Genomic DNA, 11,679 nt, shown 5'->3' with positions numbered 1-11,679 from the left:
AGGACTGACCCATGAAACTCCGTTCCCTGACCGCGGCCGGACTGGCCGCAGCCCTGCTGGCGGTGGCCGGCTGTGGCGGCGACCCGGACTCCGGTTCCGGGGCCGCCAGCGGCCCGATCGACCTGCGGATGACGATCTGGAGCGCGAACGCGAAGCATCTGGCGTTGTTCGACCAGATCGCCGCGGACTACAAGAAGGACCATCCCGAGATCGGGAAGATCACCTTCGAGCCGATCCCGTTCGACAGCTACTCGACCACGCTGACCACCCAGATCGGCGGCGGCAACGTCCCGGACCTGGCTTGGATCTTCGAGAGCAACGCGCCCGACTTCGTCAGCTCGGGCGCCCTCGAGCCGATCGACAAGGACGCGGACCTGCTGCCGAGTACGACGACCAACTGGGAGAAGGACGGCAAGCTGTACGCGTACCCGTTCTCCACCTCGCCGCTGGGGGTGTTCGTGAACACCGACCTGGTGAAAGCGGCGGGCCGACCGTCCCCGGCGCAGCAGATCGCGGCGGGCACGTGGACCTGGGAGGAGGCCGCGAAGACCGCTGCCGCCGTACAGGCCAAGGGCAAGGGCGGACTCGTGGTCGGCGACTTCGACTACAAGGGCTGGGACACGCTGAACGCGATCTGGGCCGGCTGGGGCGCGCGTCCGTGGAGCGAGGACGGGAAGAGCTGTCAGTTCGACCAGCCGGCGATGGTGGACGCGATGACGTTCGTCCACAAGCTGATCTTCACCGACAAGGGCATGCCGGGCCCGGGCGTGACGAAGGACTTCTTCGCCGGTGAGTCGTCGATGATCCTGACGCAGATCAGTCGCGCGGCCCTGCTCGAGAAGGCCAAGTTCAAGTGGGACCTGGTGCCGCTTCCGAAGGGACCGCAGGGCGAGTACTCCGTGGTCGGGCAGGCCGGGATCGGCGTCTTCAAGCGCGGTAAGCACGCGGACGCGGCGAAGCAGTTCCTCGCCTACTTCAGCAATGCGGAGAACTCGGCCAAGCTCGCGCAGTTCTTCCCGCCGCCGCGCAAGTCGCAGCTCAACACGGCCACGCTGGCCAAGGCCAACCCGCTGCTCAAGCCCGCACAGCTGGACAGCGTCGTGGTCAAGGGCATCGAGAACGGCACCATCAAGCCCAGCCACACCGGGTACGCCGAAGTACAGCAGACCGTCCGCGCCGCGCTCGACCCGCTGTGGAAGCCGGACGCGGACGTGAAGGCCGTACTGTCCGGCGTCTGCTCGAAGATCAACCCACTGCTGGCGAAATGACCTTGCTCCTGGAGAAGCCGGTCCGGTCGGCGGCGCCTGACCAGCGTCCGCCGTACTGGACGATGCGGCGGCGCGACACGTTGGCCGGTTGGCTGATGGTCGCGCCGCAGCTGGCCGGTATCGTCGCCTTCGTCCTGGTCCCGCTCGGGCTCGTGGTCTGGTACAGCGTGCACGAGTGGAACGTGCTGGGCGGGACGTTCGAGTTCGTCGGCGGCGACAACTACGCCGCGCTCGCCGACGACCAGCGACTCGGTCCGGTGCTCAAGGCAACGGGTCTGTTCTCGGTCGGCCTGGTCGTGCTGAACCTCAGCCTGGCGTTGTTCCTGGCCGTGCTGCTCAACCAGAAGCTGCGCGGCACAGTGGTCTTCCGGACACTGTTCTTCTCGCCCGTCGTGGTGACGCTCGTCGCGTGGACGATTGTCTGGGGTTTCCTGCTGCAGGACAACGGTGGAGTGAACGCTTTCCTGGACCTGTTCGGGATCGACGGCCCGAACTGGCTGCGCTCCGGCGGTACGGCGATGATCTCGGTGATCGTGGTGCAGCTGTTCAAGAACGTCGGCCTCAACATGGTGCTGTTCCTGGCCGCGCTGCAGGGCGTCCCGGCGGAGCTGTACGAGGCCGCGAAGATCGACGGCGCGTCCGCGTGGGCGCGGTTCCGGCGGGTGACCGTTCCGTTGATCAGTCCGACGATCCTGCTCACGATGATCCTGACCATCGTCGGGTCGCTGCAGGTCTTCGCGCAGATCGCCGTACTGACCCAGGGTGGGCCGGGGACGTCGACGACCGTGCTCGTCTACTACCTGTACCAGCAGGCGTTCCAGTTCCATCACTTCGGGTACGGCGCGACGCTCTCGCTGCTGTTGTTCGTCATCGTGCTCGTGCTGACCGTCGTGCAGTGGCGGATGCGGCGGAGATGGGTGTTCCATGAGGCTTAAGTTGGTCATCTACGGCGTACTACTGGTGTGCTGTGTGCCGTTCGTGTTCCCGATCTGGTGGATGGCGACGACGTCGCTCAAGCCGGTGTCCGAGATCTTCGCGTTCCCGCCGACGTTGCTGCCGGGGTCGCCGACGATGGACGCCTACCGGCAGGTGTTCGAGCTGCAGCCGTTCGGGCGGCAGTACGTGAACAGCCTGTACATCGCGCTCGTGGTGACCCTCGGGACGCTGGCGGTGTCGGCGCTCGCCGGGTACGCGTTCGCGCGGATCAGGTTCCGCGGGGCGGGAATCGTGTTCGTGATCGTGCTGAGCGGGCTGCTGGTGCCCGTCGAGGTCACGATCATCCCGCTGTACAAGATGTTCGACGCGTTCGGGCTGGTGGACACGCACTGGCCGCTGATCCTGATCCCGATGCTGGGCGCGCCGAGCGTGCTGGCGACGTTCATCATGCGGCAGTTCTTCATCACGCTGCCCGCCGAACTGGAGGAGGCCGGCCGGGTGGACGGCCTGGGCCGTTTCGGCCTGTTCTGGCGGGTCTGCCTGCCGCTGGCACGACCGGCGATCGGCGCGGTGTCGATCTTCACCTTCCTGCACAGCTGGAACCTCTACCTCGAGCCCATCGTCTTCCTGTCCTCGAAGCAGAAGTTCACGATCCCGCAAGCCCTGACCCAGTACGTCGACGCGTACGGCGGCCCGATGTGGAACACCCAACTCGCCGCCGCCACCCTGTCCGCCCTCCCCGTCCTCATCATCTTCGTCCTGGCCCAACGGCAGTTCGTCGAAGGCCTCGCCCAGACCGGTTTGAAGGGTTGAGACAATGGTGGTGTGAGCTTTCATGCGGCCGCGTTCATCGCCACCAGCCTCGACGGATATATCGCCCGGTCCGACGGTTCCATCGACTGGCTGACCAGCCGGGCCGAGCAGGCCGGTGAGACCGGGTACGACGAGTTCCTGGCGTCGGTGGACACCGTCGTACTGGGCCGGAACACCTACGAGTTGGCGGCCGGCTTCGACCGCTGGCCGTACGACGGCAAGCAGGTCGAGGTCCTGAGCACCACGCTGGACCCCGAGGCCGACGAGCGCATCCTCGTGCACCGCACCCTGGACGCCCTCGTCGAAACGCTGACCGATCGCGGCGCCCAGCGCATCTACGCCGACGGCGCCGCCACCATCCAGACCTTCCTGAACGCCGGCCTCCTCAACGAACTCACCATCACCACAGCCCCGGTCCTCATCGGCACCGGCATCCCGCTCTTCGGCCCGGTGCCGTCCGACATCAGCCTCACCCACAACGCCACCCGCACTCTGAAGGCGGGCTTCATCCAGTCGGACTACACGGTCAACCGCTGACAGTCCGGCTAGCGGTTCAGCTGCGATCCCCGCGACGGACCTCCGGCGCGGTCGCGGTGGTCCTGTTCGGACGCGGGTGCTGGTGTCTGCCGGTCGGATGGGGACGTCGGGTTGGAGGCGGCCCGCACCGCGACCGCCAGGTCGTCGGCCACCGCCGACGCCTGCACGGCCTGCGCGTGGGCAGTCGAGGTTGTGCCGACGCCGGACTGGAGGCCGGGGAGGCCCTTGTTGAGGGCCTCACTGGCCTCGTAGACCACCGGCACCCTGCGGGTGTCCAGCTCCCCGAACGTCCGCTGCATCTTCGCGGCGTTCCGCAGCGCGGCGCCGAGCCGCTGTTCCGTGTGCTCCGCCCCCGCATCGGCGGTCGCGATCGCCGAGCCCAGGTCTGCCAAGCGCTGCCGCAGGTCTGCAGGCGTCGCCGGTTGGCCGGAGTCGGCGGCAGGCAGGCTCTCGAGCTCGTCGAGGAAGTCCCCGGCCTGCTGGAGGGCTGCCGCGGCGGCGGCCAGTTGATCGCGTACTTCCGCGACCTGATCCCGCGAGTCCCTCATCAGTTTGCTGAGACGGCTTGCGTAACCGCCCGCCGCGGCGAGGACCGACGATCTGTGAGGCCGGGCGTCCCGGGCCGGCTCGTCGCGCGGCAGCTCCGGCCGTTCCCGGTACGACTTCTCGATCTCCCACAGCTGATCGTCGAGTTGTACGGCGGACTCGACGGCGCGCCCCAGCCGCGTACGGACCGAGCCCACCGCGTCAAGAGTCTGCGTGGCCAGCTCCTCGGCCCGGCTCATCGCCCGTCCTCCGTCGCCGGCCGATCACCTGTGGCCGCCTGCTCGTCGGCGGCCAGTGCCGCGCGCAGACCGGCGGCGACAGCGCGGATCTCGTGACGCGCGGCCCTCAGGTCCGGATCCGGCGCGAGCTCGTCCGGCAGTCCCAGTTCCCCGTCCGACGGCTGCTTCTCCACGCTCGGCTCCTCTCCAACCAGGCTATTTCGCTGCGGGCCGCTGCGAGCGGCTCGTGAGGTGTACGTCAACGGTCGAGCAAGTGGACGGCTCGCACACCGCCACCAGGAGCCGCCTAGCGGCTCAGGCGTGGGCCTCGGGTCGAGGTTCCGGTGCGGTCGCGGTGATCCTGCTCGGACGACGCCGCGGGTGTCTGCCGGTCGGACACGGGCGTCGGGTTCGAGGCGGCGCGTACTGCGGCCGCCAGGTCCTCGGCCGCCGTCGTGAGCTGTGCGGCGCTGGTGTGGGCCGCGGAGGTCGTCCCGACGCCGGCCTGGATCCCCGAGAGATCCTTGGTGACGGCACTGCTGGCCTCGTAGACCGACGACATGGCACGGTTGTCGTAGTCCCCGTGCAGCTTGATCAGCGGCGCGATCCTCCCTCGCGCGTTGCCGAGTCGCTCTTCCGTACGTTCGGCCCTCGTCTCGGCGGTCGCGATCGCCGTCTCCAGTTGGGTCAACCGCTCCCGTAGGTCCGCCGGATTCACCTGCGGCCCGGCGCCGACCGCCGTACCGGGTTGCTGTCCCGACAGCTCGGCAAGTTCGTCGAGGAAACCCTTGGCCTGCGTGACGGCAGCTGACGCGGAGGCCAGGTGTTCACGTACTACGGCAACCTGAATCTCCGACTGCTTCACCGACGCGCCGATCTCGCGTCCGTGCTGGTTCGCATCGAGGAGAACCATCGCCCGCTCGTTCTCCGCCAACTCCGTCTGGGGCGGCACCGGCAGTTCGCGGACCGACTTCTCGGTCTGCCGCAGGAGGTCGTCGAGTTCCTTGGCTGACTCGACCGCACGCCCCAGCCGCAGGCGGACCGAGGCAACCGCGTCGAGAGTCTGCTCGGCCAGTTCCTCGGCCTGGTTTCCTGTACTCATCGCCCGGCTCCTCTCCCGCCAGTAGCCCTCTGCGTCACGCTATTTCCCGTCGAGGGGCAGTGCGTCCGCGCGCCAGATGTACATCAGCGGTCCAGGAGGTGAACTCCTTCGGCGACGCTAGAGGAAGCGCGGGGCCAGGCGGTCCGCCGTACGAAAAGCAAACGCCAGCGGTGCGGCCAGACAGGCAACAAGACCACCGACAACCGGCCCGCGCCGCCGCGCAGACACCCGCGGCGGCAGCGTCGCGAACAGAGTGGCCAGGCTCGGCAACGGGCGAATGAACACCGTCAGCTCGACGATCCTGCCTTGGTCATCGCAGCGTGCGAGGTTCATCGCCTCGAGCTCGACGCCCCGAACGCGTGCGTGAAACGAGAACGCGTAGGTGTCACCGCTTTCCAACGGCTCACTGGTCCGGACATCCTCGAGCACAGCGAAGATGTCCCGATGCAACGCCACGACCTCGTCCCTGCCCTCGAACGTGAGTCGCGAGGTCAACGGCGAGTGGAAGACAACCTCCGGCGCCAGCAACTCCGCAATCGCATCCGCATCTCCCCGCTCACCAGCAGCACGCAACGCATCCACAGCATCCATGCCGCCCGACCAAACCAAGCCCCCCACCCGATGTCAAGCAACCCCGAACCTTCGTAGCCAACAGCAACCATCCGGCCCAGCAGCCAGCTCACGCATACGGCGGCCGCCGGCGCCAGCACTCGTCGATACGATCGAGGCGAGCCTGGAGGCGCCGGGAGTCTCGTCGCGGCAGCGTGTGGACGACGATGTGCAGGATTGCCTGGACGTCTAGCATCGGCGGGCAGCAGGCCCAGAGTCCGCACCCCTCGTGACGCGGGTCGTACAGGCGATGAGCCGGGTCGCGGACGAAGCGCTCCCAGATCCGGAACGCGTCGCTCACCTGCCCCGGAGACAGCCGCGTGTTCTCCAGCCTTGCGATCACAACACGACCGAGCGGAGACACTCCCGGAAGCTCAGACACCACGACGACGCCCTGTTGCCCCGCCTTCCGACGCACACGCGCGGCCCCCTCCGCGCGCAACCTAGCAGGCCGCCGACGCGGCATCCGCCTTTCTGCAACTGAACATCCACACATAGTCCCACAGGCCCTCGTCACCGCGGTCCGCGGGTGCGATCACCTGGCAAGTCACTGCGGGCGGCAGCCCGCGACTCGCCGGCGGCAGCCGGCAACGTCCGGCGCTAGCCGGAGGAACCGGCGCAAGCCGGAAACAGATGTCCGGGCGCCAAGCCCGGGGGTGGGTGGGAGCGCGCGTAGCGGGCGCGCTGAGGAGCCTAGCGACGAAGGAAGCGACCGCGTAGCACGCGGGGGGTCTTCTACCGGACGAGCTGGGCGGCTTCGGTCGCCCAGTAGGTGAGGATCGTGTCGGCGCCGGCTCGGCGGATCGACGTGAGGGTTTCCAGGATCGCGGCTTCGCGGTCGATCCAGCCGTTGGCGGCGGCGGCCTCGACCATCGCGTACTCGCCGGAGATGTTGTACGCCGCGACGGGTACGTTCACGTGGTCGCGGACCTGGCGGATGATGTCCAGGTACGCCAGTGCCGGCTTCACCATCACGATGTCCGCGCCCTCGGCGATGTCGAGGTCGACCTCGCGGATCGCGTCGCGGGCGTTCGCGTTGTCCTGCTGGTACGTCTTGCGGTCACCGGTCAGGGACGAGTCGACCGCCTCGCGGAACGGGCCGAAGAACGCCGACGCGTACTTCACGGCGTACGCGAGGATCACCGTGTCGATGAATCCGGCGGCGTCCAGCGCCGTACGGACCGCGCCGACCTGACCGTCCATCATCCCGGACGGACCGACGACATGCGCGCCGGCGGTGGCCTGCGCGACGCCCATCTCCGCGTAGATCTTCAGCGTCGCGTCGTTGTCCACGCGCCCCGCGGAGTCCAGTACGCCGCAGTGCCCGTGCGAGGTGAACTCGTCCAGGCACAGGTCCGACATCACCAGCAGCGCGTCGCCCGCCTCGGAGACCGCGTCCCGGATCGCCACATTCAGAATCCCGGACGGGTCGAGCGCACCGGAGCCGACCTCGTCCTTCGCGGCGGGTACGCCGAACAGCATCACCCCGCCGAGCCCGAGCTGCGCCGCCTCCGCGACCGCCTTCCGCGCCGTGTCCCGGGTGTGCTGCACGACACCGGGCATCGACCGGATCGGGATCGGCTCGCGCGCGTCCTCCCGGACGAACATCGGCAGGATCAGCTGCCGCGGCTCGAGCGTGGTCTCCGCGACCAGCCTGCGCACCGCCGCCGACGACCGCAGCCGGCGCGGCCTCACTTCCGGGAATCCAGGCATCAGGATCAACTCTTCCGACGAGAACCCGGGCGCCGCTCGGACGGACGGGTGACCGGCTCACCGGCCTCCACCATGGTGTCACGCCGGTCCGCGCCGAACCGGGCGAGGGCGTCGGCCAGCTCCTCGACGGACGGCGTCTCGGCCATCGCGTCGACCCGCAGGCCGTGCTCCTCGGCGGTCTTCAGCGTGGCCGGGCCGATCACCGCGATCACCGTCGACGCGTGCGGCTTGCCGGCGATGCCGACCAGGTTGCGCACGGTCGAGGACGAGGTGAACACGACCGCGTCGAACTTGCCCGACTTGATCGCTTCCCGGGTCGGCGCGGGCGGCGGCGCGGCCCGGACGGTCCGGTACGCCGTGACGTCGTCGACCTCCCAGCCGAGATCGGTCAGGCCCGCGACGAGCGTCTCGGTCGCGATGTCCGCGCGCGGCAGGAAGACCCGGTTGATCGGGTCCAGCACCTCGTCGAACGGCGGCCAGTCCTCGACCAGCCCGGCGGCCGACTGCTCACCGGACGGGACCAGGTCCGGACGGATGCCCCAGGCACCGATCGCCTCGGCGGTCTTGTCGCCGACGGCCGCGATCTTCAGCCCGGAGAACGCCCGCGCGTCCAGCCCGTACTCGTCGAACTTCTCCCGGACCGCCTTCACCGCGTTGACCGAGGTGAACGCGACCCACTCGTAGCGCCCCTCGACCAGGCCGCGGATGGCCTTGTCCATCTGCTGCGGGTTGCGCGGCGGCTCGACGGAGATGGTCGGGACCTCTTCCGGCATCGCGCCGTACCGGCGCAGCCGGTCCATCAGCGGTCCGGCCTGGTCCTTGGTGCGCGGCACCAGGATCCGCCAGCCGAACAGCGGCTTGGTCTCGAACCAGGACAGCGCCTCGCGCTGCTCGACGACCGCGCCGACCACGATCACGGCCTCGCCGGTCACCTTGGACGCGCGCACGTCCGCGACGATCGTCTCCAGGGTGCCGACGACGCTCGTCTGCGAGGTCGTCGTACCGCCCACGGTGACCGCGACCGGGGTGGAGGCGTCGAAGCCGGCCTCGGCCAGCGCGGCGACGGTCTCCTTGAGGACCTCACACGCGTTCAGCAGGACGAGGGTCTGCTTCGGCTGCAGCCGGGACAGGTCGAGCTTGTTCTCGGCGAGGTCGACGACGGTGACCTCGCGGTCGCCCTTCATGGTCAGCGGGATCCCGGCGTACGTCGGAACCGCGCTCACCTCGCTGACGCCCGGGACGACGTTGAACGCGATACCGGCCTTCTTGCACGCGGCCGCCTCCTCGGCGCCGCTGGAGAAGGTGAACGGGTCGCCGCTCAGCAGCCGGACCACGTTCGCCGCGGACTTGGCGGTCTTCACCACCAGCCGGGCCCGGGCGGCGACCCGCAGCGCCCGGCTGCCCTCGGCGCCGGATCCGTCCACGACCTCGACGCCCGGCTTGCAGTACGTCAGGAACGCGTCGTGCTCGGGGCCCTCGACAACGACCGCGTCGGCGTTCGCGAGCACGTCCCGGCCGGCCAGCGTCAGCAGCGCCGGGTCACCAGGACCGACGCCGACGAACGTGACATGACCGAGTGGTCTGGTCTGCTTGACGGTACTGGTCGCAGCCTTCTGAGGTGTCCTGGATGCCGCGGTGGCCGCTGTCTTCGCGCTCACGTCTGCCTTCGCCCTCGTCGTTTTCGTGCTCGTCCTGTGGGCCGTCTTCTTCGATGCCGTGCTCGTGCCCTGTGCCGGTGTCATGTTCGCTCCAGCAGCTCGTTCGCCAGCGCCTTGCCGAGAGACACGGGGTCGTCGACCGGCCCGTTCGCGCTGAGCCGTCGTACGCCGTCCTCCTGGCCGAGCGCGCCCCGCAGCCACAGCTCGGGGCCGTCCTCACCCTCGACCACCTCGGCGAGCGCCCCGACCGGAGCCGTGCACCCTGCCTCGAGTGTGGCCAGCAGTTGACGTTCCGCCGTCACCGCCGCCCGGGTGGCCGCGTCCTCCAGCGGAGCGAGGGCGGCCAGTACGTCGGTGTCGTCCGCGCGGCACTCGATGCCCAGGGCACCTTGTCCCGGTGCGGGCAGCACCTGGATCGGGTCCAGCGTCTCGGTCACCTCGGCGAGCCGTCCCAACCGGGACAAGCCTGCCCTCGCGAGCACCACGGCGTCCAACTTGCCCTCGGTGACCATGCCGATCCGGGTGTCCACGTTGCCGCGGATCCCGGTGCACTCCAGGCCGAGGCCGAGCGCGTCCAGCTGTGCGACGCGTCGTGCGGCGCCGGTGCCGACCAGGGCGCCGTGCGGCAGCTCGCCGAGCGTCAGGCCGTCACGGGCGACGAGGACGTCGCGCGGGTCCTCGCGGACCGGGACGGCGCCGAGCGTCACGCCGTCCAGCGGGGTGGTCGGCAGGTCCTTCAAGGAGTGCACGGCGATGTCGATCTCGCCGGCCAGCAGTGCGTCGCGCAGTGCGCTGACGAAGATGCCGGTGCCGCCGATCTGCTCGACCGGTGCGCGGTTGACGTCGCCGGTGGTCGTGATCAGGACGAGCTCGACCTCGTGGCCGAGCTCGCGGAGGCGGTCGGCGACGATCGTCGACTGCGCGGTCGCCAGTTTGGAGCGGCGGGTGCCGAGCCGGATCATGCCTGCTCACTCCCCTTCGGCGTCGTGACCGCTTCCACGGTCGCCTGGTCGAGTGCGAACAGCTGCCGCAGCGCGTCGGCGTACGTCGGTCCGCCCGGATCGCCGCCGAGCTCCTTCACCCGGACCGTCGGGTTGTGCAGCACCTTGTCGACGACGCGCCGGATGGTCCGCTCGACCTCGTTGCGCTGGTGCTCGTCGAGGCCGGGCAGCCGGCGCTCGAGGCGGGCCAGCTCGGCGTCGACGAGTCCGCTCGCCATCGCCCGCAGCGCGACCACGGTCGGCGCGACCGACGCGGCCCGCCGGGTCGCCTCGAACGACCCGGTCTCCTCACCGACGATCCGCCGTACCTCGTCGATGTCGGCCTCGCTGCCGCCCGCCGTACCGACGAGGTCGGCCAGCGTGATCAGCGTGACGCCGGGAATCCGGGCCGCCTCGGGCGCGACGTCGCGCGGCAGCGCCACGTCGAGCACACCGAAAGCCCGGCCGTCCGATGTGCTCGATGTGGCGTCGCGGATCATCGCCTCGGTCAGTACGACGCCGCGCGCGCCGGTGCACGATACGACCAGGTCGGCGTCGCGCAACGCCGCCGGGACCGCGGCCAGCTCGATCGCCGTACCGCCGACCCGGTCCGCGAGTGCGACCGCGCGCTCGTAGTTGCGGTTGGCAACGGTCACGCTGCGCGCGCCGCCGGCCGACAGGGTCTGCGCGGCCAGCGAGGCCATCGAGCCGGCGCCGACGATCAGCGCCCGGCGTCCCTCGAAGCCGCCGACCGCCTCGAGACCGGCCGAGACGACCGAGCGGCCGGCGGAGTCGATACCGGTCTCGGTACGCGCCCGCTTGCCGACCCGCAACGCGTGCTGGAACAGCGCGTTCAGGTCCGTGCCGATGGTCTCGTTGTCCTGGCCGACGCGCAGCGTCTCCTTGACCTGGCCGAGGATCTGGCTCTCGCCGACGACCATCGAGTCCAGCCCGACGGCGACCTGGAACAGGTGCGCGACCGCGCCCTCCTCGAAGTGCACGTACAGGTGCTCGGCCAGATCCAGCAGCGGTACGCCGGTGACGTCGGACAGGATCGCGGTGACCTCGTCCATCCCGGCGTGGAACCGGTCGACGGTGGCGTAGACCTCGGTCCGGTTGCAGGTGGCAACGACCGCGGACTCCGCGACGGCCGCCGAGTTGTGCACCGCGAGCGCGAGCTTGGTCGCCGCGTCCGCGTCGAGCGCGACCCGCTCGAGAACGTCGATGGCAGCGGAACGATGACTGATGCCGACCACGAGGTAGCTCATCGCCGTCCTCGCTTCGCTGCGGGCGCCGATG

General features: G+C 69.6%; 13 protein-coding genes. 4 read left to right on the top strand and 9 right to left on the bottom strand.

The window, feature by feature from the left end:
* The first annotated feature begins 11 nt into the window (after positions 1-11).
* The 4 genes from BJY22_RS09740 to BJY22_RS09725 are packed head-to-tail and all read left to right on the top strand — an operon-like array spanning position 12 to position 3,554.
* Complete coding sequence (locus BJY22_RS09740; RefSeq protein WP_167205447.1) at positions 12-1,268, top strand: ABC transporter substrate-binding protein; 1,257 nt, start codon at positions 12-14, stop codon at positions 1,266-1,268.
* A complete protein-coding gene (locus tag BJY22_RS09735) occupies positions 1,265-2,203 on the top strand; it encodes a carbohydrate ABC transporter permease (RefSeq protein ID WP_167205445.1) in 939 nt (312 codons plus the stop codon). Before BJY22_RS09740 ends, BJY22_RS09735 begins: the two co-directional genes overlap by 4 nt.
* Positions 2,193-3,017: a carbohydrate ABC transporter permease gene (locus tag BJY22_RS09730; RefSeq protein WP_167205443.1), complete on the top strand. Its 825-nt coding sequence runs from the start codon at positions 2,193-2,195 to the stop codon at positions 3,015-3,017. Before BJY22_RS09735 ends, BJY22_RS09730 begins: the two co-directional genes overlap by 11 nt.
* A gap of 12 nt (positions 3,018-3,029) precedes the next feature.
* Positions 3,030-3,554: a dihydrofolate reductase family protein gene (locus tag BJY22_RS09725; protein WP_167205442.1), complete on the top strand. Its 525-nt coding sequence runs from the start codon at positions 3,030-3,032 to the stop codon at positions 3,552-3,554.
* Positions 3,555-3,562: 8 nt separating this feature from the next.
* Here BJY22_RS09725 and BJY22_RS09720 read toward each other — a convergent pair whose 3' ends face one another.
* The 9 genes from BJY22_RS09720 to BJY22_RS09680 all read right to left on the bottom strand — a co-directional run bounded on the left by BJY22_RS09720 (position 3,563) and on the right by BJY22_RS09680 (position 11,648).
* Complete coding sequence (locus tag BJY22_RS09720; protein ID WP_167205440.1) at positions 3,563-4,339, bottom strand: hypothetical protein; 777 nt, start codon at positions 4,337-4,339, stop codon at positions 3,563-3,565.
* Positions 4,336-4,512: a hypothetical protein gene (locus BJY22_RS09715; RefSeq protein ID WP_167205438.1), complete on the bottom strand. Its 177-nt coding sequence runs from the start codon at positions 4,510-4,512 to the stop codon at positions 4,336-4,338. The genes BJY22_RS09720 and BJY22_RS09715 overlap by 4 nt, the downstream gene beginning before the upstream one ends.
* A gap of 113 nt (positions 4,513-4,625) precedes the next feature.
* A complete protein-coding gene (locus BJY22_RS09710; protein WP_167205436.1) occupies positions 4,626-5,420 on the bottom strand; it encodes a hypothetical protein in 795 nt (264 codons plus the stop codon).
* Between the two features lie 117 nt (positions 5,421-5,537).
* The gene (locus BJY22_RS09705; RefSeq protein WP_167205434.1) at positions 5,538-6,002 is read right to left on the bottom strand and encodes a nuclear transport factor 2 family protein; all 465 of its coding nucleotides are present in this window, start codon (positions 6,000-6,002) and stop codon (positions 5,538-5,540) included.
* Between the two features lie 97 nt (positions 6,003-6,099).
* Positions 6,100-6,372: a hypothetical protein gene (locus BJY22_RS09700; RefSeq protein ID WP_167205432.1), complete on the bottom strand. Its 273-nt coding sequence runs from the start codon at positions 6,370-6,372 to the stop codon at positions 6,100-6,102.
* 392 nt (positions 6,373-6,764) lie between these two features.
* A complete protein-coding gene (gene hemB / locus BJY22_RS09695; RefSeq protein ID WP_167205430.1) occupies positions 6,765-7,742 on the bottom strand; it encodes a porphobilinogen synthase in 978 nt (325 codons plus the stop codon).
* A 5-nt stretch (positions 7,743-7,747) separates the two neighbouring features.
* Entirely contained in the window at positions 7,748-9,484 is a 1,737-nt protein-coding gene (locus BJY22_RS09690) for a bifunctional uroporphyrinogen-III C-methyltransferase/uroporphyrinogen-III synthase (protein ID WP_167205429.1), read from the bottom strand.
* Positions 9,481-10,362 carry a hydroxymethylbilane synthase gene (gene hemC, locus BJY22_RS09685; RefSeq protein WP_167205427.1) on the bottom strand — a complete coding sequence of 294 codons (882 nt, stop codon included), beginning with the start codon at positions 10,360-10,362 and terminating at the stop codon, positions 9,481-9,483. The genes BJY22_RS09690 and hemC overlap by 4 nt, the downstream gene beginning before the upstream one ends.
* Positions 10,359-11,648, bottom strand: a complete 1,290-nt coding sequence (locus BJY22_RS09680) for a glutamyl-tRNA reductase (RefSeq protein ID WP_167205425.1) — start codon at positions 11,646-11,648, stop codon at positions 10,359-10,361. Before BJY22_RS09680 ends, hemC begins: the two co-directional genes overlap by 4 nt.
* Positions 11,649-11,679 lie beyond the last annotated feature (31 nt).

Source organism: Kribbella shirazensis (genome assembly GCF_011761605.1).
Lineage (GTDB): Bacteria > Actinomycetota > Actinomycetes > Propionibacteriales > Kribbellaceae > Kribbella > Kribbella shirazensis.
The sequence above is the reverse complement of the archived record's forward strand: the minus strand, read 5'-3'. Positions and strand labels throughout refer to the sequence as shown.